Source organism: Ramlibacter sp. 2FC, assembly GCF_005503345.1.
GTDB lineage: Bacteria > Pseudomonadota > Gammaproteobacteria > Burkholderiales > Burkholderiaceae_C > SCMQ01.
Map to the genome: position 1 here is coordinate 92758 of NZ_SCMM01000004.1, position 25940 is coordinate 118697.

The window sequence follows — 25940 nt, forward strand, 5'->3', positions numbered from 1 at the left end:
TCTCCTCGTGCGCTTACAGGGGAATGTTGCCGTGCTTGCGCCACGGGTTGTCCAGTTTCTTGTCCTTGAGCATGACCAGCGAGCGGCAGACGCGCTTGCGGGTCTCGTGCGGCAGGATCACGTCGTCGATGAAGCCGCGCGCGCCGGCCACGAAGGGGTTGGCAAAGCGCGCCTTGTACTCGGCCTCCTTGGCGGCCAGCTTGGCCGGATCTCCCTTGTCCTCGCGGAAGATGATCTCCACCGCGCCCTTGGCGCCCATCACCGCGATCTCGGCGTTGGGCCAGGCGAAGTTGACGTCGCCGCGCAGGTGCTTGGAGGCCATCACGTCGTAGGCACCGCCGTAGGCCTTGCGCGTGATCACGGTGATCTTGGGCACGGTGGCCTCGGCGTAGGCGTAGAGCAGCTTGGCGCCATGCTTGATGATGCCGCTGTACTCCTGCGAGGTGCCGGGCATGAAGCCAGGCACGTCGACGAAGGTGATCACCGGAATGTTGAAGGCGTCGCAGAAGCGCACGAAGCGCGCGGCCTTGATCGAGCTCTTGATGTCCAGGCAGCCGGCCAGCACCAGCGGCTGATTCGCCACGATGCCCACGGTCTGGCCGTCCATGCGCGCGAAACCGATCAGGATGTTCTTGGCGTACTCGGGCTGCAGCTCGAAGAAGTCGCCGTCGTCCACCGTCTTGAGGATCAGCTCCTTCATGTCGTAGGGCCTGTTCGGGTTGTCCGGCACCAGGGTGTCCAGGCTCTGGTCCATGCGGTCTATCGGGTCGCCGCTCGGGCGCACCGGCGCCTTCTCGCGGTTGGACAGCGGCAGGTAGTTGTACAGGCGCCGCAGCATCAGGAGCGCCTCCACGTCGTTCTCGAACGCCAGGTCCGCGACGCCGCTCTTGGTGGTGTGGGTGACGGCGCCGCCCAGTTCCTCGGCCGTCACCTCCTCGTGCGTGACGGTCTTCACGACCTCGGGTCCGGTCACGAACATGTAGGAGGAGTCCTTGACCATGAAGATGAAATCGGTCATGGCCGGGCTGTAGACCGCGCCGCCGGCGGACGGCCCCATGATCATGCTGATCTGCGGGATCACGCCCGAGGCCATCACGTTGCGCTGGAACACCTCGGCATAGCCGCCCAGCGAGGCCACGCCCTCCTGGATGCGCGCGCCGCCCGAATCGTTCAGGCCGATCACCGGCGCGCCGACTTTCATGGCCTGGTCCATGATCTTGCAGATCTTCTCGGCGTGCGCCTCGCTCAGGGCGCCGCCAAACACGGTGAAGTCCTGGCTGAACACGAACACCAGGCGGCCGTTGATCATGCCGTAGCCCGTGACCACGCCGTCACCCGGGATCTTGTTGTCCTGCATGCCGAAATCGGCGCAGCGGTGCTCGACGAACATGTCCCACTCCTCGAAGGTGCCCTCGTCTAGCAGCACTTCGAGGCGTTCGCGCGCCGTCAGCTTGCCCTTGGCGTGTTGCGCGGCGATGCGCTTCTCGCCGCCGCCCAGGCGCGCAGCGGCGCGCTTTTTCTCCAGTTGTTCCAGGATGTCGTGCATGGCTTGTCCTCTGTTGAATGGTTTGGATTCGGTGTGTTCGGGATGGGCGCTCAGGCATGGCCGGCATGGGCCGATAGCAGGTTCCGTGCCGCGGTCGAGGCTGCGATGCGGCCCTCGACCACGCGCTGCTGCAGCGCGGGCAGCTGCTCGCGCACCTCGGGGTTCTCGCGGAACGCCTGCTTGAGGCCGGCGTCGATGCGCTCCCACATCCAGGCCAGCGCCTGCTGCTGGCGGCGCGCGGCCATGCGGCCGTTGGCGGTCTGCAGCGACCTGAACTCGGACACAGCGGCCCAGAAGCGGTCCACGCCCTGGCCGCGCAGCGCGCTGAGCTGCAGCACCTGGGGGTGCCAGAGCCCGGCCGCATGGCCTGCATGGCCTGCGCCCCCACGCTCACCGTGTTCGCTGCCCCCCGAGGGGGCGCTCGCGTCCTTGGGGCGGCCCGGCGAACGCTCGGGGTGGCCGTGCAAGCCCAGCAGGCGCAGGGCCGAGGTGATCTGGGCCTGCGCGCGGGTGGCGGCGTCGGGGTCGATGTCGGCCTTGTTGATGACCACCAGGTCGGCCAGCTCCATCACGCCCTTCTTGATCGCCTGCAGGTCGTCGCCGGCATTGGGCAGCTGGAGCAGCACGAAGATGTCGGTCATGCCGGCCACGGCGATCTCGCTCTGGCCCACGCCCACGGTTTCGACGATCACGATGTCGTAGCCCGCCGCCTCGCAGACCAGCATGGCCTCGCGCGTCTTCTCGGCCACGCCACCGAGCGTTCCGCTGGACGGGCTGGGGCGGATATAGGCCTTCTCGTGCATGGACAGTTGCTCCATGCGCGTCTTGTCGCCGAGGATGGAGCCGCCCGAGACCGTGGACGAGGGATCGACGGCGAGCACGGCCACGCGGTGGCCCAGGGCGATCAGGTACAGGCCCAGCGCCTCGATAAAGGTGGACTTGCCGACACCCGGCACGCCGCTGATGCCCAGGCGGAACGAGCGCCCCGCGTGCGGCAGCACGGCCGTGAGCAGCCCGTCGGCCTGGGCACGGTGGTCCGCCCGCGTGGACTCCAGCAGCGTGATGGCCTTGGCGACGGCGCGGCGCTGTACGGGCGGCGTGCCGTGCAGGACCCCTTCCACCAAGACAGCGGCGCTCACTTGAGCGCTGCCCTGATCTGCTCCAGCACGTCCTTGGCGCTGGCCGGGATCGGCGTGCCGGGGCCGTAGATGCCCTTGACGCCGGACTCATAGAGGAAGTCGTAGTCCTGGCGCGGGATCACGCCGCCCACGAAGACGATGATGTCATCCGCGCCCTGCTTCCTGAGCTCGGCGATGATGGCCGGCACCAGGGTCTTGTGGCCGGCCGCCAGCGTGGACACGCCCACGGCGTGCACGTCGTTCTCGATCGCCTGGCGCGCGCATTCCTCGGGGGTCTGGAACAGCGGGCCCATGTCCACGTCGAAGCCCAGGTCGGCGTAGGCCGTGGCCACCACCTTGGCGCCGCGGTCGTGCCCGTCCTGGCCCAGCTTGGCGATCATCACGCGCGGGCGGCGGCCCTGCTGCTCCGCGAACGCGCCGATTTCCTTCTTCAGGTTTTCCCAGCCCTCGGCCGAGTCGTAGGCAGCTGCATACACACCGGTCACCTTTTGCGTATCGGCGCGGTGGCGCCCGAACACCTTCTCCAGCGCATCCGACACCTCGCCGACGGTGGCGCGCAGGCGGATGGCCTTGATGGCCAGGTCCAGCAGGTTGCCCTGGCCCGAGTCGGCCGCGGCCGTGAGTGCGTCCAGCGCCGCCTGTACCGCCGCGCTGTCGCGACTGGCCCGGATCGCCTTCAGGCGCGCGATCTGACCATCGCGCACCTTGACGTTGTCCACCTCGAGGATCTCGACCGGGTCCTCCTTGGCCAGCTTGTACTTGTTGACGCCGACAATCACGTCCCTGCCCGAGTCTATGCGCGCCTGCTTCTCGGCGGCAGCGGCCTCGATCTTGAGCTTGGCCCAGCCGCTGTCCACGGCGCGCGTCATGCCGCCCATGGCCTCGACCTCCTCGATGATGGCCCAGGCCTTGTCGGCCATGTCCTGGGTCAGCCGCTCCATCATGTAGCTGCCGGCCCAAGGGTCGATCACGTTGGTGATGTGGGTTTCTTCCTGGATGATGAGCTGGGTGTTGCGCGCGATGCGGGCGCTGAACTCGGTGGGCAGCGCGATCGCCTCGTCGAGCGCATTGGTGTGCAGCGACTGGGTGCCTCCGAACACCGCGGCCATGGCCTCTATGGTGGTGCGCACCACGTTGTTGTAGGGGTCCTGCTCGGTCAGCGACCAGCCCGAGGTCTGGCAATGCGTGCGCAGCATCAGGCTCTTGGGATTCTTGGCGCCGAAGCCCTTCATGATGCGGCACCACAGCAGGCGGGCGGCGCGCATCTTGGCAACCTCGAGGTAGAAGTTCATGCCGATCGCCCAGAAGAACGACAGGCGGCCGGCGAAGTCGTCCACGTCCAGCCCCTGGCGACAAGCCGTCTTCACGTACTCCTTGCCATCGGCCAGGGTGAAGGCCAGTTCCAGCGCCTGGTTGGCCCCCGCCTCCTGCATGTGGTAGCCCGAGATCGAGATCGAGTTGAACTTGGGCATGTTCTGGCTCGTGTAGGCGATGATGTCGCCGATGATGCGCATCGACGGCTCGGGCGGGTAGATGTAGGTGTTGCGGACCATGAACTCCTTGAGGATGTCGTTCTGTATGGTGCCGCTCAGCTTGTCCTGCGAGACGCCCTGCTCTTGCGCCGCCACCACGTATCCGGCCAGCACGGGCAGCACGGCGCCGTTCATGGTCATGGACACCGAGACTTTGTCGAGCGGGATCTCGTTGAACAGGATCTTCATGTCCTCGACCGAGTCGATGGCCACGCCGGCCTTGCCCACGTCGCCGGTCACGCGCGGGTGGTCGCTGTCGTAGCCACGGTGCGTGGCCAGGTCGAAAGCCACCGAAACGCCCTGGCCGCCCGCCGCCAGCGCCTTGCGGTAGAAGGCGTTCGACTCCTCGGCCGTGGAAAAACCGGCGTACTGACGGATGGTCCAGGGCCGCACGGCGTACATGGTGGCCTGCGGGCCGCGCAGGAAAGGCTCGAAGCCCGGCAGGGTGTCGGCGTAGGGCAGGTCCCGCGTGTCCTCCGCCGTATAGAGCGGCTTGACGCTGATGCCGTCGGGCGTGGTCCAGTTCAGGGCGTTCACGTCGCCGCCGGGCGCGGACTTGGCGGCGGCCTTGTGCCAGGCCTCGAGGCTGGCGGCGGCGAATTCGGGGGTTTTCTGGCTCATGGCGGAATGGCGTTGGAAGAAGAAATGGCCGCACTGCCGCGCGGCGCCTGGTGCGAACCGAAGTTTACATCATTCATAATTATTGATGCAGAATTTTTTCTGCCATACAATCGAGGCCCAGAGACCTGAACACCATGGCCGCCCTCTCCCTCTCCCCCCGCGCCCTCTACGAGGAAGTCGCCGAATTGCTGCGCCAGCGCATCTACCGGCGCGAGCTCGAGCCCGGCGCCTGGATCGACGAACTCAAGCTCGCCGAGGAATACGGCATCAGCCGCACGCCGCTGCGCGAGGCGCTCAAGGTGCTGGCGGCCGAGGGCCTGGTGACCATGAAGGTGCGCCGCGGCGCCTACGTGACCGAAGTCTCTGAAAAAGACCTGGCCGACGTCTACCACCTGCTCAGCCTGCTCGAGAGCGACGCGGCCGGCGTGGTCGCCGAACGCGCGACGGAGGCGCAGTTGCGCGAACTGCAGGCCCTGCACGATGAGCTCGAGGCCGCCGCCCTGCCCGTCCAGGAAAACCGCGATCGCTTCTTCGCGCTCAACGAGCGCTTCCACCTGCGCGTGCTGGAAATGGCCGACAACCGCTGGCGCAGCCAGATGGTGGCCGACCTGCGCAAGGTCATGAAGCTCAACCGCCAACACTCTCTGCTCAAGGCCGGCCGCATCGAGGAGTCGCTGCAGGAGCACCGGGACCTGATGACGGCGCTGGCGGCACGCGACACCCAGGCCGCCGTGCGCTGCGTCCAGCGGCACTTCAGCCACGGGCTCGAAGCCGCAGTCTGAAGCGAGGTCCCGGCACGCTGCCCACCAGCGGTTGGCAGCACGAGGCGCAAGGCGTATATTCAAAGCCGCCATGCGCCCTGTCCTGCAGCGCAAGCGAAAGGAGTTGTCATGAAGCCGTTTGAGTTGACCTCGAGCATGCTGACCCTACGCGGCGTGTTCTATCCCACGGGCTACCTTTTCGTGATGCTGCCCAGCATCGAAGCCGCAGAGAAACTCGACCGCGATCTGCAGGCCAGCGGCTTCAACGGCGACGAGCCCATGCTGGTGACGCCCGAGGCGATTCTGGGCGAGATCCGCCACACGGTGCGCGATGACGCCAACATCTTCCCCTCGGTCGGCACCGAGAACGCCACGGTGCTGCGCTACGAGGAACTGGCACGCCAGGGGCACTGTGCGGTCATGATCCACGTGCGGTCCGAAAAAGAGACTCAGCACGTCATGGACGTGGTGCACAAGAGCCCGTTCTCCTACGCGGAGAGATACCGCCATCTGGTGATCGAGGATATGAGCTGAGGACCGAGGGGCGGGCCGCCCCGGCTCAGTTGACGATCTGGGGAGGCGCGACTTCCCAGTGCTGCAGCACCTTGCCATGGCTGTCCACGCTCTCCAGCCGCACCTTGAAGCCCCACAGGCGCGCGACATGCTTGAGCACCTCCTCGGCCTCGGCATTGAGCGGACGGTCGTTGTGGCGCGTGTGGCGCAGGGTCAGCGAACGGTCGCCGCGCAGGTTCACGTTCCAGACCTGAATATTGGGCTCGCGGTAGCTGAGGTCGTGCTGGCGTGACAGCGCCTCACGCACATGGCGGTAGCCCGACTCGTCGTGGATGGCCGACACCACGAGTTCGCTCTGGCTGGCGTCGTCGAGCAGGGAGAACAGGCGGAACTCGCGGATCAGGTGCGGCGACAGGTACTGGCCGATGAAACTCTCGTCGCGGAAATGCCGCATCGCATTGTCCAGTGTCTCGTGCCAGTCGGAGCCGGCGATGTCCGGGAACCAGCGCCTGTCCTCCTCGGTGGGATGCTCGCAGATGCGCCGCAGGTCGCTGAACATGGAGAAGCCCAGCGCGTAGGGATTGATGCCGCTGTAGGCCGGGTGGGTGACGGGCGGCTGGTAGATCACGTTGGTGTGCGAGCGCAGGCACTCGATCATGAAGCCGTCAGTCAGCAGGCCTTCGTCGTACATGTCGTTGAGCAGCGTGTAATGCCAGAACGTGGCCCAGCCCTCGTTCATGACCTGGGTCTGGCGCTGCGGATAGAAGTACTGCGCCACCTTGCGCACGATGCGCACCACCTCGCGCTGCCAGGGATCGAGCAGCGGCGCGTTCTTCTCGATGAAGTACAGCAGGTTTTCCTGCGGTTCGGCAGGAAAGCGCCGGTTGATCCTTTCCGTCTCCTTGTCGGCCCGCTTGGGCAGGGTGCGCCAGAGGTCGTTGACCTGCTGCTGCAAATAGGCCTCGCGGTCCTTGCGCCGCGCCTCCTCCTCGGCCAGCGACAGCTTCTGCGAGCGCTGGTAGCGGTCCACGCCATGGCTCATCAGCGCATGGCAGGAGTCGAGCAGTTGCTCGACGGCGTCGATGCCGTGGCGCTCCTCGCACTCGGCGATGTAGGAGCGCGCGTAGACCAGGTAGTCGATGATCGACGAGGCATCGGTCCACATGCGGAACAGGTAATTGCCCTTGAAGAAGGAGTTGTGGCCATAGCAGGCATGGGCCATCACCAGCGCCTGCATGGGCATGGTGTTCTCTTCCATCAGGTAGGCGATGCAGGGGTTGGAGTTGATCACGATCTCGTAGGCCAGACCCATCTGGCCGCGCCGGTAGCTCTTCTCGGTCGTGATGAACTGCTTGCCGAACGACCAGTGGCGGTAGCTGACCGGCATGCCGACCGAGGCGTAGGCGTCTATCATCTGCTCGGCCGTGATCACCTCGAGCTGCACCGGGTAGGTGTCCAGGCCGAAGCGCTGCGCCGTGCGCGCGATCTCGCCGTGGTAGGTCTCGATCAGCTCGAAGGACCAGTCGGAAGGACTGGGCAGGGGCGCGCGGCGTCGCCCCACGCCGGTCAGGGCCGCGGGCCCGCCGCCCTCTGTGGGGGCATGTTCTTCGCTCATGCATTGACGCCTTTCTTGAACAGCTCCCGAAAAACCGGATAGATCTCCGACGCATCGGTGATCTTCTGCATGGCGAAGTTGGGGTTGGTCTCGGCGACCCGGCAGTACTCTTCCCAGAGGTTCTGGTTCTCTTCGCCCACCTGCACGTAGGCGAAATAGCGCGCGCTCGGCAGCAGCTTGTCGATCAGCCATTCGCGGCAGGTCGACGAGTCCTGCTGCCAGTTGTCGCCGTCCGACGCCTGGGCGCCGTAGATGTTCCATTCGCTGCTCGGGTAGCGGGCCTGGATGATCTGGTGCATCAGGATCAGCGCGCTGGACACCACGGTGCCGCCGGTTTCGGTCGAGTGGAAGAACTCGTCCTCCGAGACTTCGGCGGCCTGCGTGTGGTGGCGGATGAAGACCACGTCGGTGCGATCGTAGTGCCGCGTGAGGAACAGGTAGAGCAGGATGAAGAAGCGCTTGGCCAGGTCCTTGCGCGACTCGTCCATGGAGCCCGAGACATCCATCAGGCAGAACATCACCGCCTTGGCCGTCGGCAGGGGCACGCGGACGCGATTGCGGTAGCGCAGGTCGAAGGGGTCCAGGAACGGGATCTGGTGTACCCGCCGCCGCAGGGCCTCGATCTGGACCTTGACCTCCAGGATTTCGTGCTTGGGCTCCGGCACCTGGCGCATGAGCTCGGCCAGGAGCAGCTCCAGCTCCCGCAGGCGGCGCCGCGCGTCGCTGCCCATGGCGATGCGCCGGCCCAGGGCCATGCGCATGGATCGGACCACGTGCAGGCTGGTGGGCGTGCCCTCGGAAATGAAGCCGGCGCGCTGCGAGCGCCATTCGGGCGCGTCGGGCAGCAGCTGGGTGCGCACCAGGTGCGGCAAGGCCAGGTCGTCGAAGAAATACTGCATGAACTCTTCGCGCGTGATGCGGAACACGAAGTCGTCCTCGCCGCTGCCGTCCGGGCTGGCCTGGCCGGACCCGCTGCCGCCACCGCCGCCCCCCGAGGGCCGCTCGATGCGGTCGCCCTGCACGTACTCACGGTTGCCGGGATGCACGCCCTCGCGCGAGCCGCCGGCGCCATGGCCGAACACCGGCTCGGACACGTCGCGCCGCGGCAGGGTGATGTCCTCGCCCTGCTCGATGTCATGGATGCTGCGCCCCGACACCGCGCGTCGGATCGCGTCGCGGATCTGCTCGCGGAAGCGCCGCAGGAATCGCTCCCGGTTGCCTATCGATTTGTTCTTGCCCGACAGGCGCCGGTCGATGACTTGCTGGAGCATCCGGGTCTCCGCTGCGGCCATGGTGATCGTTCCGCCGCGGCCTCAGGAACTCTTGCGCACCCGCAGGTACCAGTCGCACAGCAGACGCACCTGGCGCTTGGTGTAGCCCTTGGCGACCATGCGGTTGACGAAGTCCTCGTGCTTTTGCTGCTCGTCGGCGCTGGCCTTGGCGTTGAAGCTGATCACCGGCAGCAGGTCCTCGGTGTTGGAGAACATCTTCTTCTCGATCACGGTGCGCAGCTTCTCGTAGCTGGTCCAGACCGGGTTCTTGCCCGCGTTGTTGGCGCGCGCGCGCAGCACGAAGTTGACGATCTCGTTGCGGAAGTCCTTGGGGTTGCTGATGCCGGCGGGCTTCTCGATCTTCTCCAGCTCCGCGTTCAGCGCCGAGCGGTCGAAGATCTCGCCGGTATCCGTGTCGCGGTATTCCTGGTCCTGGATCCAGAAGTCGGCGTAGGTCACGTAGCGGTCGAAGATGTTCTGCCCGTACTCCGAGTAGGACTCGAGGTAGGCGGTCTGTATCTCCTTGCCGATGAACTCGGCATAGCGCACCGCGAGCTGTTCCTTGATGAAGGCCAGGTACTTCTGCTCGATCTCGGGCGGGAACTGCTCGCGCTCGATCTGCTGCTCGAGCACGTACATCAGGTGCACGGGGTTGGCCGCGATCTCGGTCGAGTCGAAGTTGAACACCTTGGACAGTATCTTGAACGCAAAGCGCGTCGAGACGCCGCTCATGCCCTCGTCGACGCCGGCGTAGTCGCGGTATTCCTGGTAGCTCTTGGCCTTGGGATCGGTGTCCTTGAGGGTCTCGCCGTCATAGACCAGCAGCTTGCTGAAGATGCTCGAGTTCTCGGGCTCCTTCAGGCGCGTGAGCACGGCGAACTGGGCCATCATCTTGAGCGTGCCCGGGGCGCAGATGGCCTGCGACAGCGAGGAATTGCGGATCAGCTTCTCGTAGATCCTGACCTCCTCGGACACGCGCAGGCAGTACGGCACCTTGACGATGTAGATGCGGTCGAGGAAGGCCTCGTTGTTCTTGTTGTTCTTGAACGCCTTCCACTCGCTCTCGTTGGAGTGCGCCATCACGATGCCGTCGAAGGGAATCGCGCCGAAGCCTTCCGTGCCCTTGAAGTTGCTCTCCTGGGTGGCGGTCAGCAGCGGGTGCAGCACCTTGATCGGCGCCTTGAACATCTCGACGAATTCGAGCAGGCCCTGGTTGGCCAGACACAGGCCGCCCGAGTAGCTGTAGGCGTCCGGGTCGTCCTGGGCGAAGGTCTCGAGCTTGCGGATGTCGATCTTGCCGACCAGCGAGGAGATGTCCTGGTTGTTCTCGTCGCCCGGCTCGGTCTTGGCGATCGCACACTGCTTGAGGATGGACGGGTAGCGTTTGACGACACGGAACTTGCGGATGTCGCCGCCGAATTCGTCCAGGCGCTTGACGGCCCAGGGCGAGAGCACGCGCTGCAGGTAGCGCTGCGCGATGCCGTACTGCGATTCCAGCACCGGCGCGTCTTCGGCGTTATTGAACAGGCCCAGCGGCGACTCGTTGACCGGCGAGCCCTTGAGCGCGTAGAACGGCACATGCTCCATCAGCTGCTTGAGCCGCTCGGCGATCGAGGACTTGCCGCCGCCCACCGGCCCCAGCAGGTAGAGGATCTGCTTCTTCTCCTCCAGGCCCTGGGCCGCATGGCGGAAATAGGAGACGACCTGCTCGATCGGGTCCTCCAGGCCGTAGAAGTCCTGGAAGGCCGGATAGATCTTGATGACCTTGTTGCCGAAGATGCGCGACAGGCGCTGGTCGTGCCGGGTGTCGAGCAGCTTGGGCTCGCCGATCGCGGCCAGCATGCGCTCGGCCGCCGTTGCGTAGATCAGCGGATCGCGCCGACAGGCTTCGAGGTATTCCTCGATGGAGAGTTCTTCTTCGCGCGTCTGCTCGTAACGCGTGAGGAAATTGCTGACGACATCCATAAAACCTCCTTTGTACGCAGCGATCTGAGGAGAGGATCGCACAACACAGAGTGGTGTCTGGACTCAGCTTACCGCATACCAGACTCGCATGTCTACATCGAGTCTGCCGGATAAGAGCGCCGGCCCTAGGGAAAGTTCCGGTGGCGACGGCCCTCAGGCCGCTAGGCGCAAGCCCTCGTGCGCCAGCGCCATGACCTCGCGCGGCGCCAGGGCCTTGAGGCGGTGGTCGCTCCAGACCTGGCGCCAGCGGCGCGCGCCCGGCAGGCCGCTGCGCAGGCCCAGCATGTGGCGAGCGATGGCCTGCCAGGGCGTGCCGTGCTGGACCGCCTCGCGCTCCATGTAGGCAACCATCTGCTCCTCCACGGCCTCGCGCGAGAGGTCCGAGGCGGCGGCGCCGTGAAAGCGCCGGTCCCAGCCGGCCAGCAGCCAGGGGTTGTGGTAGGCCTCGCGCCCGACCATCACGCCATCGACCTGGCCCAGGTGCTGGTCGATCTGATCGTCACGCGTGATGCCGCCGTTCACGCAGACCACCAGGCCGGGGAAGTCCTGCTTGAGCCGGTAGGCCAGCTCGTAGCGCAGCGGCGGAATTTCGCGGTTCTCCTTGGGCGAGAGCCCCTGCAGCCAAGCGTTGCGCGCGTGCACGATGAAGACCCGGCAGCCGGCCTCGCTGACCTGGCCGACGAAGTCGCGCACGAAACCGTAGCTCTCGGCCTTGTCGATGCCGATGCGATGCTTCACGGTGACCGGCAGGTCGACCACGTCCAGCATGGCCTTGACCCCATCGGCCACGAGTTGCGGCTCGGCCATCAGGCAGGCGCCGAAGGCGCCGCGCTGCACGCGCTCGCTGGGGCAGCCGCAGTTGAGGTTGATCTCGTCGTAGCCCCAGGCTTCGCCCAGCCGGGCGCAATGCGCCAAGTCTGCCGGCTCGCTGCCGCCGAGCTGCAGGGCCACGGGGTGCTCCTCGTGGGCGTAGCGCAGGTGGCGGTCCACGTCGCCATGGATCAGGGCGCCCGTGGTCACCATCTCGGTGTAGAGCAAGGTGTGGCGGCTGAGCAGGCGGTGCAGGTGGCGGCAGTGCCTGTCGGTCCAATCCATCATCGGGGCGACGGAAAGTCTCCAGCGGCTGGCGGGCACGGACATCTGGGAATGCATCGCCCCGATTATCCCAGGCCCGCCGGCGCGCCGCGGCCGGTCGCCGTCATGCCCCCGGGGCGAATGCGCCCAGGCGACATGCCCGGCGCCAGTCCCGCTTTTCCCCGCCCCGGAACGAAAAAAACCCGCCGAAGCGGGTTTTGATGCGGCCGGTCCGGCGCCGCTCAGCCCATGTGCAGGCCGCCGTTGACCGAGAAGTCGGCGCCCGTGGAGTAGCCGCCGTCCTCCGATGCCAGCCAGGCGATGATGGAGGCGATCTCACCCGGCTCGCCCAGGCGCTTGACCGGGATGGTGGCGACGATCTTGTCGAGCACGTCCTCGCGAATGGCCTTGACCATGTCGGTGCCGATGTAGCCCGGGCTCACGGTGTTCACGGTCACACCCTTGTTCGCCAGTTCCTGCGCCAGGGCCATGGTGAAACCGTGCATGCCGGCCTTGGCGGCCGAGTAGTTGGTCTGACCCGCCTGGCCCTTCTCGCCGTTGACCGACGAGATGTTGACGATGCGGCCCCAGCCCTTTTCGACCATGTCGCCGACCACCTGCTTGGTGACGTTGAACATGGAGTTCAGGTTGGTGTCGATCACCGCATCCCAGTCTTCGCGGCTCATCTTGAGGAACATGCGATCCTTGGTGATGCCGGCGTTGTTCACCAGCACGTCGATGCTGCCATGCTCGGCCTTGGCCTTGGCGAAGGCGTCGACCGTGGAATTCCAGTCGGCCACGTTGCCCACGCTGACGTAGAAAGTGAAGCCCAGGGCCTTCTGCTCGTCCAGCCACTTGGCGTGGTCGCGCGTCGGGCCGCAGCCCGCGATCACCTTGAAGCCGTCCTTGTGCAGGCGCTGGCAGATCGCGGTGCCAATGCCCCCCATGCCGCCGGTCACGTACGCTACTTTCTGGCTCATATCGCTCTCCTCGTCTTGCTACAAACACGATAGCTCAAGAACCCGACCATCCGGGCTCAGAAGCAGTCTATTGCGCTGAATCAGCGCTCCACGGCCAGGGAAACCCCCATGCCGCCGCCGATGCACAGCGCCGCCAGGCCCTTCTTGGCATCGCGCCGCTGCATTTCATGCAGCAGCGTGACCAGGATGCGGCAGCCAGATGCACCAATCGGGTGCCCGATGGCAATGGCGCCGCCATTCACGTTGACCTTGGCCGGATCGATGTCCAGCTCCTTGTTGACCGCGCAGGCCTGGGCCGCGAAGGCCTCGTTGAGCTCGAACAGGTCGACGTCGGACGCCTTCCAGCCGGCGCGCTGCAGGGCCTTGCGCGAGGCCGGCACCGGGCCCATGCCCATGGTGGCGGGGTCCAGGCCGCTGGTGCCGAAGGCGACGATGCGCGCCAGCGGCTTGAGGCCCAGCGCGGCGGCCTTCTTGGCCGTCATCACGACCACCGCGGCGGCGCCGTCGTTGATGCCCGAGGCATTGCCGGCCGTCACCGAGCCGGCCTTGTCGAAGGCCGGGCGCAGGCCGGCCAGGGCTTCGGCGCTGGTCTTCTTGTTGATGAACTCGTCGGTGTTGAACAGGATGGGATCGCCCTTCTTCTGGGCCAGCGAGACGGTGACGATCTCGTCCTTGAAGCGGCCGGCCTCCAGCGCGGCGACGGCCTTCTGCTGGCTGGCCAGGGCCAGGGCGTCCTGCATGTCGCGGCTGATGCCGTACTGCTTGGCCACGTTCTCGGCGGTGATGCCCATGTGGTACTGGTTGTAGACGTCCCACAGGCCGTCGACGATCATCGAGTCGACCATCTTCCAGTCGCCCATGCGCTGGCCGTCGCGCGAGTTCAGCAGCACGTGGGGCGATGCGCTCATGTTTTCCTGGCCGCCGGCCACCACGATCTCGCTGTCGCCCCAGGCCACGGCCTGCGCCGCCAGCATCACGGCCTTCAGGCCCGAGCCGCACACGGCGTTGATGGTCAGCGCCGGGGTTTCCTTGGCCACGCCGGCCTTCATCATGGCCTGGCGCGCCGGGTTCTGGCCGGCACCGGCCGCGAGCACCTGGCCCATGATGACCTCGCCGATCTGGTCGGCCTGTAGGCCGGCCCGCGCGATGGCCTCCTTGATCACGATGCCGCCCAGCTCCGTGGCGGGCGTCTTGGCGAGGGATCCGCCGAACTTGCCCACTCCGGTGCGGGCAGCCGAAACGATGACGATGTCTTCCATTTGAAAGGTCTCCTGGTACTAGAGAAGAGAAGAAAACAGGGGGAGAAAACGGTGGCTCAGGCCCGGGCCTTGACGTAGCGGCCGGGCGCGGGCTCGATGGCCTGGTACTTGCCCTTCTTGCCATAGGTCTTGGGTACAGCAATTTGCTTGCCAGCTTGGCCGCGCAGCCAGTCCGACCAGTCGGTCCACCAACTGCCCGGCAGCTCCTCGGCACCGGCGACCCAGTCGTCGACGCTCGACGGGAGCTGGCCATCCTCTCGGATCCAGTGGCTGCGCTTGTTCGCGGCAGGCGGGTTGATCACGCCGGCGATGTGGCCGGACGCCCCCATGACGAAGCGCTTGGGTCCGGGCAGGACCTGGGTCGAGGCGTAGGCGCCACCTATCGGGACGATGTGGTCCTCGCGCGAGCCGTAGAGGTAGACCGGCAGGTCGACCTGGCCCAGGTCGATCTTCTGGCCGCACACCGTGACCTTGCCGGGCTTGACGAGGTTGTTCTCGAGGTAGGTGTTGCGCAGGTACCAGGCGTAGAACGGTCCAGGCAGGTTGGTGGCGTCGCTGTTCCAGTACAGCAGGTCGAACGGCGGCGGGGTCTCGCCCTTGAGGTAGTTGCCGACCACGTAGTTCCACACCAGGTCGTTCGGCCGCAGGAAGCTGAAGGTGCAGGCAAGGTCCTGGCCCTTGAGCAGGCCGCCCTGGCCCAGCTCCATCTCCCGGTACTTGACGAAGGCCTCGTCGATGAAGACGTCGAGGATGCCGGTGTCGGAGAAATCCAGGAAGGTGGTCAGGAAGGTCGCCGAGGCCACCGCCTTCTCGCCGCGCGCGGCCAGCACGGCGAGCGCCGTGCCCAGGATGGTTCCGCCCACGCAGAAGCCCAGCGTGTTGATCTGCGGCGCGCCCGAGATCTCCTGCACCAGATGGATGGCCCGGATGGCCGCGTCCTCGATGTAGTCGTCCCAGGTCTTGGTCGCGAGCGAGCGGTCCGGGTTGCGCCAGCTGACCACGAAGGTGCGGTGCCCCTGCGCCACGGCGTAACGGATCAGCGAATTGCCCGGCTGCAGGTCGAGGATGTAGAACTTGTTGATGCAAGGCGGCACCAGCAGCAGCGGACGCTCGTAGACCTTGTCCGTGAGCGGCTTGTATTCGATGAGCTGGAACAGCTCGTTCTCGAACACGATCGCGCCCTCGGTCGTGGCCACGTTCTTGCCGACCTCGAACAGGCTTTCGTCGGTCATCGAGACATGGCCTTGGCGGATGTCGTGCAGCAGGTTCTGCAGCCCCTTGGCGATGCTCTCGCCGTGGCTGTCCACGGCTTTCTTCTGCGCGTCGGCATTGAGGGCCAGGAAGTTGCTGGGCGCGGCGGCGGCCATCCACTGCTCGACCGCGAAGCGGATCCGCTTCTTGGTCTTGGCGTCGGTCTCGACGGCCTCCGCCAGGCCCATCAGGGTCCGGGCGTTGAGCAGGTAGGTCGCGGCCGAGTAGGCGGCCATGGGGTTGCTGGCCCAGGCCTCGGCGGCAAAGCGCTTGTCGCTGACCTTGGGAGGAGATTGGAGACCCTGGTTCCACAGTTCGGCCGCCTCCTCGAGGTAGCGCCTGCGCACCTCGGCCAGCCGATCGGGCGAGAAGCTCAGCTGAGGCAAGTTGAGCTTGCCCGGCACCACCCCGCCCAGGTCCATGTGCTGGAAGGACTGCAGGGCCTGTGCCCAGTTGCCGGCCAGGTTCTGTTGCAATTCCTGAGCGGCACGGCTCCAGTATTCCGATGAGGCTTGATTCACGCCTTCTCCTCCTTGCGATCCTGAATCGTGCTTAGATAATAGGGCGAGTATGTCAGGTTTCTGTCACCGGAATTTGACTTTCTTGTCATAAACCAAGGTACAAACTCAACATGTACCTCGTCGCCATTGCCTGGCTCTATGTCGCCCTGATGATGAGCGTGGCCGAAGCCAGCCACCCCGATGGCACCCTGCTCGGTGCAGTCATCACCTTCCTGCTCTACGGCGTCGGACCGCTGGCCCTGGTGCTGTACATCATGGGAACGCCGGCCAGACGCAAGGCGCTGCGGGCGCGGGAAGCGGCGGCCACCCCGACCGATGTGACGCCCGGCTCAGGCGAGCCAGACGCAGGCGGCCAGCCGGCCGCTGCCGCCGAGCGCGGCCTGGTCGCGCCGGAACGAGAAAAACCGTGAGGGCTGGCTGACCGTGCACCAGGCGGCGCTGCCGTCGTTGCCATGGACGCGCGTGATGCCCAAGGCGCGCAGGCGCTGGCGCGCCAGCCCCGCGAGGTCGGCCAGGTACTTGCCTGCCCCGCTGGGCAGGAAATGCTGCGCTGCGGCCGCATCGCCGGCGCAGAAGACCTCGCGCACCTCGGCCCCCACCTCGAAGGCACGTGGCCCGATGCAGGGACCGAGCCAGGCCAGCGACTGCGAAGCCAGAGCGGCCCTGGCCTGCGCCCCATGCAGCGCCTCAACCTGGGCCGCAAAGCGCTCGAACACCGCCTCGAGCACCCCTCTCCCACCCGTTCCAGCCAGCCCGCGCCAGCCCGCATGGGCGGCGGCGACGACGCTGCCGCGCGCGTCGGACAGCAGCACCGGCAGGCAGTCCGCGACCAGGATGGCGCAGGCCAGGCCGGGCTCGCTGCTGACGCTGGCGTCGGCCTCCACGCCGTCGGGCATGGCCGGATCGAGCATGGCCACGCCGCTGCCATGGACCTGGCGCAGGAACACCGGCCGAACCCCGGTCGCCTCACGCAGGATCCGGCGGTTGGCGTCCACCGCCTGCGGCTCGTCCCGCACATGGTCGCCCAGGTTCAGGCTGTCGTAGGGCGGCCTGGACACGCCGCCCGCACGCGTGGTGCAAACGGCGTGCACGCGCGCCGGCACGGGCCAGTCGGGCACGATCCAGTCGGGGTGCAAGCCCACGAAGACCAGCGCCTCAGGCTTCGTTGTCGGGGCAGGCCGAAGGCTGGGCCTGCTCAAACGCATCGAGTTTCATGCAGGCCTCGAACGCGCCCATGGTGCGCGGCAGGCCGTCGAAGTTCACGTCGAAACGCTGGCCGTTGAAGATCTGCGGCACCAGGCAGCAGTCGGCCAGCGTGGGCGTCTCGCCGTAGCAGTAGGTGGCGGCGGGCAGGCCGGCCAGCTGCCGCTCGAAGGCCTCCAGCCCGGTGCGCACCCAGTGGCGGTACCAGGTGTTCTTGGCCTCGTCGCTCACGCCCATCTCCCGCACCAGGTACTTGAGCACGCGCAGGTTGTTCAGCGGATGGATCTCGCAGGCGATAGCCTGCGCCAGCGCACGCACGCGGGCACGGCCCAGCGCGTCCGCGGGCAGCAGCGCCGGCTCAGGGTACGTCTCGTCGAGGTACTCGATGATGGCCATGGATTGCGACAGGCGCTGGCCGTCGTCGGTCTCCAGCATCGGCACCAGCTGCTCGGCCGACAGCGCGGCGTAGGCCTGCTGCTTGTGCTCGCCCTTGGCCAGGTGCACAGGCAGGTAGTCGTAAGGCAGGCCCTTGAGCTTCAGCGCGATGCGCACGCGGAACGAGGCAGAGGAGCGAAAGTAGTTGTAGAGCTTCATGGCCTGCAAGGATATACCCGTATGGGCCGATTCCGGCCCGGTCAGTCCGGCCCGGGTGCGAGCGATGCCGCTCGGCTCTGACGGTAGACTCGGCCGCTTCGCAACACGACCACATCAGGCCCCACCACCATGATTCTCGAGATCGCCGACATCCGCATCCAGCCCGGCCAGCAGGCCGCCTTCGAGCAGGCCATCCAGCATGCACTGGCCACGGTGGCCTCGCGCGCCCAGGGCTTCCAGGGCGCCAAGGTCAACCGGGGCATCGAGTCGCCCGAGCGCTATATGCTGCAGATCTTCTGGGCCACACTGGAGGACCACACGGTGGGCTTCCGCCAGTCGCCGCTGTTCACCGAGTGGCGCGCCATCATCGGGCCGTTCTTCGCCGCGCCGCCGGCCGTGGAGCACTTCGAGCTCGTGACCAAGACGGCCTGAACGCAGGCCATCGAACGACGAAGGGGGCCAGCGGCCCCCTTCGTGCTTTGATGGACCGTCAGCGGGTCACTGCTGCGCCACGGCGCGCTCGGCCAGGAAGATCTCGATGCGGCGGTTGCGCGCGCGGCCGGCGTCGGTGCCGTTGTCGGCCATCGGTTCGCGCGAGCCGCGGCCCTCGGTCATGATGCGGCGGCCGTCGACGCCGCGCGCCATCAGGTAGTCGCGCGCGCTGTTGGCGCGGTCCACCGACAGCGGGTTGTTGATCGCGTCCGAGCCGGTGCTGTCGGTGTGGCCGACGATGCGGATCTCGGTGTTCGGCTGGCTGCTCAGGCCCTGGGCGAACTGGTTGAGGATGGGCTGCAGATTGGGCTTGATGTTGGAGCGGCCGGTATCGAACGAGATGTCGCTGGGAATGTTGAGCTTGAGCTGGTTGTCGGCGGTCTGGCTCACGCTCACGCCGGTGCCGGCCGTGGCCTTTTCCATCGCGGCCTTCTTCTCCTGCATGTGCTTGGACCAGACATAGCCACCCAGCGCGCCCACGCCTGCACCTATGGCCGCGCCCTTGGTGTCCTTGCCGATCACGGCGCCGGCCAGGGCGCCGATGCCGGCACCGATGGCGGTGTCACGCTGGGTCTCGGTCATGTTGGCGCAGCCGCTGACGAGCAGCGCCAGCGCGCTCAAGGAGAGTACCGCGGTACGACTCCGGGTAAGAAGCTTGCTCATGTTGCGTCCTGCCTTGTTGTTGATGGGGGAACAACTTTACGCGTGAAATTCGCCAGGCTTCCGATGGCCTGGCCTGCAGTCGCAACAAATTGTGAGTTACGTCAAACAACCCGCTGGCGCTCAGGCTTCAGGCCTGCCTCGACGCCTCGTGTCCCAGCACCAGCTTGTGCAGCAGGGCCAACAGTTGCTCGCGCTCGGCCGCTTCGAGCGGGCTCAGGATTCGGCCCTGCACCTTGATCACTGCACGCTTCATCTGCAGGGCCGCCTGCTCGCCTTCCGGCGTGAGCCACAGCAGCTTGCGGCGCTTGTCCTGCGTGTCGGCCTCCCGCCGCACCCAGCCCTTGGCCTCCAGTCGGCCGATCACCGAGCCCGAGGTCGCCGCATCGAAGGCCACGCGGCCCGCCAGCGTCACCTGGTCCACGCCCGGCGTGTCCATCAAGGCGTTGAGGATGGCGAACTGCACGGGCGTGACGTCGTAGTCCGCCGTCTCCTCCATGAAGACGGCGACGGCCAGTTGCTGCGCGCGCCGGATCAGGTGGCCCGGCGCATGCTCGAAATCGAAGCTCTTGGACATGATGGCGGCGAGTGTAGCGATTGCCGCCGAGCGGTCCTGCGCCGACCCGCATCGACCTGGGGGAACCCCCAATGCCAATCCCCATTTTAATATGCACACTTACGACATTCGGAAAACTTGGCCCTGTCACGCCCACGTGGCACACTGCCCGCAACCCGGCCCCCCGAGGAATCCGCCATACCCCATAAGAAAGGCCTCCATGAGCTACGTTGTTTCCCCGCCTGCCATCGTCTGCGTGCCCGTGACCGGCAAGAGCGAACGGTTCCCGGTGCACCGCATCTACTGCGTGGGCCGCAATTACGAAGAGCACGCCAAGGAAATGGGCTTCACGGGACGCGAGCCGCCGTTCTTCTTCCTCAAGCCGGCCGACGCCATCGTCGCGATCGAGGCCGGCAGCACCGGACGCATCCCCTACCCCAGCCTCACGCACAACCTGCACCACGAGATCGAACTCGTGGTCGCCATCGGCAAGGGCGGACGCAACATCAAGGCCGCCGACGCGCAACAGCATATCTACGGCTATGCCGTGGGCCTGGACATGACGCGGCGCGACCTGCAGAACGACATGAAGAAGCAGGGCCGGCCCTGGTGCATAGGCAAGGCCTTCGACCATTCGGCGCCGATCGGCCCGATCACGCCCGCGGGCGAGGCCGGCGACGTTGACCAGGCCGAGATCCACCTGCAGGTCAATGGCCAGGACCGCCAGCGCAGCCATGTCTCCAAGCTGATCTGGAACATCGCCGAAACCATCGAGCACCTGTCTGCCGCCTGGGAGCTCCAACCGGGCGACCTGATCTTCACCGGCACCCCCGAAGGCGTGGCGGCCGTTCAGCCGGGCGACCTGCTGGAAGGCGGCGTCGCCGGACTGGGCTCGCTGAGACTGGGCATCGAGTCAGCCTGAACCCCTCTGCCTGCCGCGCCGCGACGCAGCCGCGCGATGGCTGTCGCCGCCAAGCGACATGCAGAATAGTTCCACCTATAATATCCTATTGGTAAATGCGTTACGCATGGTTAAACAGGAGACTACTTTGCGATTACTGGAATCATTGGCCAAGCTCTGCGCCATCCTGGCCGGGGTGCTGCTGACGGGCATCACCCTGCTGACCTGCGGCAACCTGATCGCCCGCAACACCACGGGCGACTCCATGGCCGGCGCGTTCGAGTTGACCGCCGTGGCCGCCGGCGCCGCCATCGCCCTGTTCATGCCGCTGTGCCAGGTCCGTCAGGGCAACATCATCGTGGACTTCTTCACGGCCAGGCTCAGCGATACCGCCAACGGCCAGCTCGACCGCCTGGGCGCACTGATCCTGTCCCTGGTGTTCGCGCTGCTGGCCTGGCGCACCACGCTGGGCGGCCTCAACGTCTACGAGGCCCATTCGGAGACCCAGATCATGGGCTTTCCGGAATGGGTGGTCTACGCGGCCATGGTGCCGCCTTTCGCATTGACCTGCCTGATCGGCCTGCACCAGGCGCTGTTCGGCTTTGACCAGGCCTCGGAGAGCCAAGCATGACGCCCATCCAGCTGACCATCCTCATCTTCGGCAGCATGCTGTTCTTCATGGCGATCCGGGTGCCGATCGCCATCAGCATGTTCTGCGCGGGCGCCATCGGCTACGTCACCCAGACCGGATGGGCACCGTTCGCCAGCTTCCTGAACTCGCAGGCTTTCGCCCGTTTCGCCGGCTACGACCTGTCGGTGATCCCGCTGTTCATCCTGATGGGCAACTTCGCCACCCAGGGCGGCATCAGCAAGTCGCTGTTCTCCTTCGCCGCCAGCGTCATGGGCCGCTTCAAGGGCGGCTTGGCCATGGCCTCGCTGCTGGCCTGCGCGGCCTTCGGCGCCATCAGCGGCTCCTCGGTGGCCACGGCCGCGACCATCACCGGCGTGGCCCTGCCCGAGATGAAGCGACACGGCTATTCGGGCCGCCTGGCCACCGGCACCCTGGCCGCCGGCGGCACGCTGGGCATCCAGCTGCCGCCCTCGGTGGTGCTGGTGATCTACGCCATCCTGACCGAGCAGAACATCACCAAGCTGTTCGCCGCAGCCGTGGTGCCCGGCCTGATCGCCCTGGTCGGCTACCTCACCGCGGTCGCCCTGTTCGTGCGCCTGGTGCCCGGCCATGCGCCCGAGGTGGACGAGGACCGCGAGCCCATGACGCTGGCCACCCTGATGGGCGTGCTGCCCATCGTCGTGATCTTCGTGCTGGTCTTCGGCGGCATCTACGGCGGCTTCTTCACGCCGACCGAAGGTGCGGCCGTGGGTGCAGCCTCGACGCTGGTCACGGCCCTGCTCAAGCGCGAGATGACGCTGGGCAAGTTCAAGGAATGCTTCCTCGGCACGGCCGCCAGCTCGGCCATGATCTTCCTGATCTTCGTGGGCGCCGACCTGATGAACGCGGCGTTGGCCATGACGCAGGTGCCCAATCAGCTCGCCGCCACGGTCGGCAGCTGGGGTCTGTCACCCTACGCCGTGGTCGCCGCCATCCTGGTGTTCTACGTGATCCTGGGCGCGGTGATGGACGAGATGTCCATGCTGCTGCTGACCATCCCGATCTTCTTCCCCATGGTCATGGGCCTGGACTTCGGCATGCCCAAGGACTTGGTGGCGCTGTGGTTCGGCATCATGGTGCTGATGACCGTGGGCTTCGGCCTGGTGGCGCCGCCGGTCGGGCTGAACGTCTACGTCGTCAACAGCATGGCCAAGGACGTGCCCATCGCCGAGAGCTACCGCGGCGTCATGCCCTTCCTGGCCAGCGACGTGATCCGCACGCTGCTGCTGCTGTTCTTCCCCATCATCCCGCTCTGGCTGGTCCAGTTCGTGGGCTAGGGTTTGCACCCAACACCGCCCCACCCTCCATCGCGTTAACCCAATAGGCTTTTTTCAGGAGACCCCCATGATCCAACGTCGCACCCTGCTCAAGAGTTCCGCCGCCGTCGCGCTGGGCGCCCCCGCCCTGGCCGGCCTGGCCCAGCAAGCCGTGACCCTGAAGTTCCACACCTTCATGGCGCCGATGTCCAACGTCTGGCTGGACATGCACAAACCCTGGATGGCCAAGGTCGAGAAGGAGTCGGGCGGCCGCATCAAGTTCGAGGCCTACCCGGCCATGCAGCTCGGGGGCACGCCGGTGCAGCTGTACGACCAGGTCAAGGACGGCGTGGTCGACGTGGTCTGGACCCTGCCCGGCAACACGGCCGGCCGCTTCCCGCGCGTGGAAGTCTTCGAGCTGCCGTTCATGATGAACAATGCCGAGGCCACCTCCAAGGCCTACTGGGAATACGTGCAGACCATGGCGCCCGACGAGTTCAAGGACGTGCAGGTCTTGGCGCTGCAGGTCCATGGCCCCGGCGTCATCCACACGGCCGACAAGGCCGTCAAGTCGGTGGCAGACCTCAAAGGCCTGAAGCTGCGCGCGCCCACGCGCCAAGTCACCAAGCTGCTGGCCGCCCTGGGCGCCACGCCGGTCGGCATGCCGCTGCCCAGCATCCCCGACTCGCTGAGCAAGGGCACGATCAACGGCTGCGTGATCCCCTGGGAGGTGGTGCCTTCGGTCAAGGTGCACGAGCTCACCAAGTACCACGCCGAGTTCGACCCGGCGGGTGGCAGCCTCTACACCACGACCTTCGTGATGGCCATGAACAAGGCCAAGTACAACGCCCTGCCGCCCGACCTCAAGAAGGTCATCGACAACAATTCCGGCCTGGCCACCTCGGCCTGGCTGGGCAAGGTGCAGCAGGGCAACGACGTGCAGGGCCGCAAGGCGGCCAGCGACCGCGGCAACAGCATCTTCACCGTGAGCCCGGCCGAGGCCCAGGAGTTCCGCCGAAAGGCACGTGCCATCGAGGTCGACTGGGCCGAGGACATGAACAAGAAGGGCTTCGACGGCAAGAAGCTGCTGGAGACCGCCAAGGCCCTGATCGAGAAACACGGCAAGGTCGCGGCGCCCGCCGCACCGGCCGCACCAGCCGCCAAGAAGAAGGGCTGAACCGCCAGCAGGCCGCAAGGCCGCAGCGCCAGGGGGCTCCGCAAGGCGCCCCTTTTTCTTTTCAAATTACACTGACGGGCATGCTCCGCACCCCGATCAAGCACTGCCGCAACTGCGGCACCGCCGTCACCTACCGCGTCCCTGACGACGGGGACACCAAAGAGCGCGCCATCTGCACCCGCTGTCAGACCATCCATTACGAAAACCCGCTCAACGTGGTCGGCACCCTGCCCTATCTGGGCGACCGGGTCCTGCTGTGCAAGCGCAACATCGAGCCGCGCTGGGGCAAGTGGACCCTACCTGCCGGTTTCATGGAGCTCGGCGAAACCACGCGCGAAGGCGCCGCGCGGGAGACCGAGGAAGAGGCCGGCGCCAGCTTCGAGATGGAGTCTCTGTTCACGGTGATGAGCGTGCCGCGCGTGGGCCAGGTGCACCTGTTCTACCGCGCCCGTCTGCTCAGCGCGCAGTTCAATCCCGGGCACGAGACGCTTGAGGCGCGCCTGTTCGACGAGGACGAGATCCCCTGGGACGACATCGCCTTCCGCACCGTCAAGGAAACCCTGGAGCATTTCTTTGAGGACCGGCGCCGCGGCCAGTTTGCCGTGCACAACATAGACATCACCTGAACGCCACCAGGTAACACATAAGCGTTCACCCATTCGCGGGATGGCCTGGGGCGCCAGGGCGGGCTAAGGTTCGCCCCCTGTCCGCACCCCGCTTGGCAGCAGGGACAGGGAAGAGTCATGAAGAACACACTGGATCACATTGTCCAATACGGGTCGAGGCGCAGCGGCAAGCGCCGCACGGGCGACGGCAACGAGGAGCGCAACGATGGCTTCCTGTCGACCAAGCAGTTACGGCAGCTGCGCAGCGAATTGCAGCAGCGGCGGCTGAGCAACGAAGGTTCGCTGCGCCGCAAGCTTGCGCGGGTGTTCAGGTGGCTGGGCGTGTAGCCACGTGCCCTGGGACTTCAAGGACCAAGCCCCGGTATCGGCATAGGGGGCCTCCATGATCGGAGGCACCCCTGCCACACCACCCGGCATGCGGGTCCGCACCGGGCGGTTCGAGAGCTTGAGGTCATGACAGCCTTGGCACTCCCAGACGGTCGAAGTATGCAATGGTCAGCACGCTGTTGATGGCCCCGCAGCTGTTACGCCACCAGCGCCAGGAATTCCCCGCCACTTGCAGCGCCACATCCTGCGTGGCCCCCAGCGCCATGAGCTCGCGGTAGATCGTCTTCGGCCGCGTCCACTGCTTGAGCTGGATCGCCCTCAGTCGGTGACGCACCCACTCATCCAGCTCTCGCCAGATGCGGGGCGTTTGCGCCAACCCGAAGTACGCCTTCCAGCCCAGCAGGTACGGCCGCAGCTTCTCCACCACTTGCTCCATGCTGCGTCCACCTGAGCGCCGCGTGAGTTGCCGGACTCGGGCCCTGAAGTTGTCCAGCGCCTTCTTGGCCACCGCACATTTCACCTCCCGGCCCCTGGCCACCCACAGCCCATACCCCAGGAACTTGCGCCCGAAGGCGCTGCCCACCGCGCTTTTGGCCTCATTGATCTGAAGCTTCAAGTCACCGTACAGCCGCCTGAGGTAGGCCATCACCCGTTGCCCGGCCTTGATGCTGCCCACGTAGACGTTGCAGTCATCGGCGTAGCGCGCGAAGCTGTGGCCCCGCGCCTCCAACGCCTTGTCCACCTCGTCCAGCAGCACGTTGGCCAGCAACGGGCTCAGCGGCCCGCCCTGGGGCGTGCCCAGGTGCCGATCCACCACCACCCCGCCATCCATGATCCCGGCGTTCAGGTACGCCCGGATCAGCCGGATCACTCCGGCATCATCGATGCGCCTCTTGAACCTGTCGATCAGGATGTCGTGGTTGACCCGGTCAAAGAACTTGGCCAGGTCCACGTCCACCACCACGCGCTTGCCCGCTTGTGCGTACGCCCGCGCAGCCTTGACCGCGTCGTGCGCCCGCCGCCCCGGGCGGAACCCGTGGCTGTGGTCGCTGAAGGTGGGGTCGATGACGGGCTGCAGCACCTGCAGCAGCGCCTGCTGGATCAGCCGATCCACCACCGTCGGGATACCCAGCTCACGCTGGCTCCCGTCGGGCTTGGGAATCATCACCTTGCGTACCGGACTGGGCCGGTAGTGCCCTGTCAGCAGCGCTTGGCGGATGTCGGGCCAGCTCGTTTGCAGCGCGCGGGCAGTCTGCTCGAGGTCGAGCCCGTCCACCCCGGCTGCGCCCTTGTTGGCCTTGACCCGTTTCCACGCCCGCAGCAGGTTCTGTCTTGTCAGCGCCGCCTCCAGCAGGGGGCCAGCCCCCACCTTCGGCCTTGCCGACCCTGTGCCCGGGTGCTCATGGGGCGGGTCGCAGACTTCGTCACTG

25 protein-coding genes are annotated in these 25940 nt (G+C 66.4%); 10 read left to right on the forward strand and 15 right to left on the reverse strand.

Translation table 11 applies throughout. The annotated features are described in order from the left end of the window. Nucleotides 1-13: 13 nt before the first annotated feature. From FFS10_RS03505 to scpA, 3 genes are read right to left on the reverse strand one after another with little or no spacing between them, the layout of a single operon-like run. Nucleotides 14-1546 carry an acyl-CoA carboxylase subunit beta gene (locus FFS10_RS03505; protein WP_137891508.1) on the reverse strand — a complete coding sequence of 511 codons (1533 nt, stop codon included), beginning with the start codon at nucleotides 1544-1546 and terminating at the stop codon, nucleotides 14-16. 50 nt (nucleotides 1547-1596) lie between these two features. Beyond that, nucleotides 1597-2685, reverse strand: a complete 1089-nt coding sequence (gene meaB, locus FFS10_RS03510; RefSeq protein WP_137891510.1) for a methylmalonyl Co-A mutase-associated GTPase MeaB — start codon at nucleotides 2683-2685, stop codon at nucleotides 1597-1599. Continuing rightward, complete coding sequence (gene scpA / locus FFS10_RS03515; protein ID WP_137891512.1) at nucleotides 2682-4838, reverse strand: methylmalonyl-CoA mutase; 2157 nt, start codon at nucleotides 4836-4838, stop codon at nucleotides 2682-2684. The genes meaB and scpA overlap by 4 nt, the downstream gene beginning before the upstream one ends. A gap of 134 nt (nucleotides 4839-4972) precedes the next feature. Between scpA and FFS10_RS03520 the strand changes: the two genes are divergently transcribed. Beyond that, entirely contained in the window at nucleotides 4973-5620 is a 648-nt protein-coding gene (locus FFS10_RS03520; RefSeq protein WP_137891514.1) for a GntR family transcriptional regulator, read from the forward strand. Between the two features lie 108 nt (nucleotides 5621-5728). Continuing rightward, on the forward strand, nucleotides 5729-6133 hold the full coding sequence (locus tag FFS10_RS03525; RefSeq protein WP_137891516.1) for an RNA-binding protein: 405 nt from the start codon (nucleotides 5729-5731) through the stop codon (nucleotides 6131-6133). Nucleotides 6134-6158: 25 nt separating this feature from the next. On the opposite strand, the gene FFS10_RS03530 is transcribed toward FFS10_RS03525, so the two are convergent. From FFS10_RS03530 to phaC, 7 genes are all read right to left on the reverse strand, one after another. Beyond that, entirely contained in the window at nucleotides 6159-7727 is a 1569-nt protein-coding gene (locus FFS10_RS03530; RefSeq protein ID WP_137891518.1) for a SpoVR family protein, read from the reverse strand. Further along, a complete protein-coding gene (locus FFS10_RS03535; protein ID WP_137891520.1) occupies nucleotides 7724-8998 on the reverse strand; it encodes a YeaH/YhbH family protein in 1275 nt (424 codons plus the stop codon). Before FFS10_RS03535 ends, FFS10_RS03530 begins: the two co-directional genes overlap by 4 nt. A 42-nt stretch (nucleotides 8999-9040) precedes the next feature. After that, a complete protein-coding gene (locus tag FFS10_RS03540; RefSeq protein ID WP_137891522.1) occupies nucleotides 9041-10963 on the reverse strand; it encodes a PrkA family serine protein kinase in 1923 nt (640 codons plus the stop codon). A 153-nt stretch (nucleotides 10964-11116) separates the two neighbouring features. Then, nucleotides 11117-12115: a tRNA dihydrouridine(20/20a) synthase DusA gene (dusA, locus tag FFS10_RS03545; RefSeq protein ID WP_502702648.1), complete on the reverse strand. Its 999-nt coding sequence runs from the start codon at nucleotides 12113-12115 to the stop codon at nucleotides 11117-11119. Nucleotides 12116-12279: 164 nt separating this feature from the next. Beyond that, a complete protein-coding gene (gene phbB / locus FFS10_RS03550; protein ID WP_137891524.1) occupies nucleotides 12280-13017 on the reverse strand; it encodes an acetoacetyl-CoA reductase in 738 nt (245 codons plus the stop codon). Nucleotides 13018-13097: 80 nt separating this feature from the next. After that, nucleotides 13098-14276 (reverse strand): acetyl-CoA C-acetyltransferase, encoded by a 1179-nt coding sequence (locus tag FFS10_RS03555; RefSeq protein WP_137891526.1) that lies wholly within the window; start codon nucleotides 14274-14276, stop codon nucleotides 13098-13100. A gap of 56 nt (nucleotides 14277-14332) precedes the next feature. Next, on the reverse strand, nucleotides 14333-16048 hold the full coding sequence (phaC, locus tag FFS10_RS03560; protein ID WP_249931150.1) for a class I poly(R)-hydroxyalkanoic acid synthase: 1716 nt from the start codon (nucleotides 16046-16048) through the stop codon (nucleotides 14333-14335). A 110-nt stretch (nucleotides 16049-16158) separates the two neighbouring features. On the opposite strand from phaC, the gene FFS10_RS03565 reads away from it, so the two are divergent. Continuing rightward, the gene (locus FFS10_RS03565) at nucleotides 16159-16458 is read left to right on the forward strand and encodes a hypothetical protein (protein WP_137891528.1); all 300 of its coding nucleotides are present in this window, start codon (nucleotides 16159-16161) and stop codon (nucleotides 16456-16458) included. On the opposite strand, the gene pgeF is transcribed toward FFS10_RS03565, so the two are convergent. Together pgeF and maiA are read right to left on the reverse strand one after the other, a co-directional pair. Next, a complete protein-coding gene (pgeF, locus tag FFS10_RS03570; RefSeq protein WP_249931152.1) occupies nucleotides 16378-17184 on the reverse strand; it encodes a peptidoglycan editing factor PgeF in 807 nt (268 codons plus the stop codon). The two genes, FFS10_RS03565 and pgeF, sit on opposite strands and share 81 nt — an antisense overlap. 19 nt (nucleotides 17185-17203) lie before the next feature. Further along, on the reverse strand, nucleotides 17204-17845 hold the full coding sequence (gene maiA, locus FFS10_RS03575) for a maleylacetoacetate isomerase (protein ID WP_137891532.1): 642 nt from the start codon (nucleotides 17843-17845) through the stop codon (nucleotides 17204-17206). Between the two features lie 129 nt (nucleotides 17846-17974). On the opposite strand from maiA, the gene FFS10_RS03580 reads away from it, so the two are divergent. Next, nucleotides 17975-18277 carry an antibiotic biosynthesis monooxygenase family protein gene (locus tag FFS10_RS03580; protein WP_137891534.1) on the forward strand — a complete coding sequence of 101 codons (303 nt, stop codon included), beginning with the start codon at nucleotides 17975-17977 and terminating at the stop codon, nucleotides 18275-18277. Nucleotides 18278-18343: 66 nt separating this feature from the next. Here FFS10_RS03580 and FFS10_RS03585 read toward each other — a convergent pair whose 3' ends face one another. Both FFS10_RS03585 and FFS10_RS03590 read right to left on the reverse strand, forming a co-directional pair. Beyond that, nucleotides 18344-19000, reverse strand: coding sequence for a YiaD family glycine zipper/OmpA-like lipoprotein (locus FFS10_RS03585; RefSeq protein ID WP_137891537.1), 657 nt, complete (start codon nucleotides 18998-19000; stop codon nucleotides 18344-18346). 127 nt (nucleotides 19001-19127) lie between these two features. Beyond that, a complete protein-coding gene (locus FFS10_RS03590) occupies nucleotides 19128-19574 on the reverse strand; it encodes a MarR family winged helix-turn-helix transcriptional regulator (protein ID WP_137891539.1) in 447 nt (148 codons plus the stop codon). Nucleotides 19575-19773: 199 nt separating this feature from the next. Between FFS10_RS03590 and FFS10_RS03595 the strand changes: the two genes are divergently transcribed. The 6 genes from FFS10_RS03595 to FFS10_RS03620 all read left to right on the forward strand — a co-directional run bounded on the left by FFS10_RS03595 (nucleotide 19774) and on the right by FFS10_RS03620 (nucleotide 24510). After that, the gene (locus FFS10_RS03595; protein WP_137891541.1) at nucleotides 19774-20475 is read left to right on the forward strand and encodes a fumarylacetoacetate hydrolase family protein; all 702 of its coding nucleotides are present in this window, start codon (nucleotides 19774-19776) and stop codon (nucleotides 20473-20475) included. A 127-nt stretch (nucleotides 20476-20602) separates the two neighbouring features. Continuing rightward, a complete protein-coding gene (locus tag FFS10_RS03600) occupies nucleotides 20603-21085 on the forward strand; it encodes a TRAP transporter small permease (RefSeq protein WP_137891543.1) in 483 nt (160 codons plus the stop codon). Then, nucleotides 21082-22401: a TRAP transporter large permease gene (locus FFS10_RS03605; RefSeq protein ID WP_137891545.1), complete on the forward strand. Its 1320-nt coding sequence runs from the start codon at nucleotides 21082-21084 to the stop codon at nucleotides 22399-22401. The genes FFS10_RS03600 and FFS10_RS03605 overlap by 4 nt, the downstream gene beginning before the upstream one ends. A gap of 67 nt (nucleotides 22402-22468) precedes the next feature. Next, nucleotides 22469-23557, forward strand: coding sequence for a TRAP transporter substrate-binding protein (locus FFS10_RS03610; protein WP_137891547.1), 1089 nt, complete (start codon nucleotides 22469-22471; stop codon nucleotides 23555-23557). A gap of 80 nt (nucleotides 23558-23637) precedes the next feature. Next, nucleotides 23638-24183, forward strand: a complete 546-nt coding sequence (locus FFS10_RS03615) for an NUDIX hydrolase (RefSeq protein ID WP_137891549.1) — start codon at nucleotides 23638-23640, stop codon at nucleotides 24181-24183. A gap of 117 nt (nucleotides 24184-24300) precedes the next feature. Further along, complete coding sequence (locus FFS10_RS03620; protein ID WP_137891551.1) at nucleotides 24301-24510, forward strand: hypothetical protein; 210 nt, start codon at nucleotides 24301-24303, stop codon at nucleotides 24508-24510. Nucleotides 24511-24634: 124 nt separating this feature from the next. On the opposite strand, the gene ltrA is transcribed toward FFS10_RS03620, so the two are convergent. Continuing rightward, on the reverse strand, nucleotides 24635-25940 hold a 1306-nt coding region (ltrA, locus tag FFS10_RS03625), incomplete at its 5' end, for a group II intron reverse transcriptase/maturase (protein ID WP_212744083.1).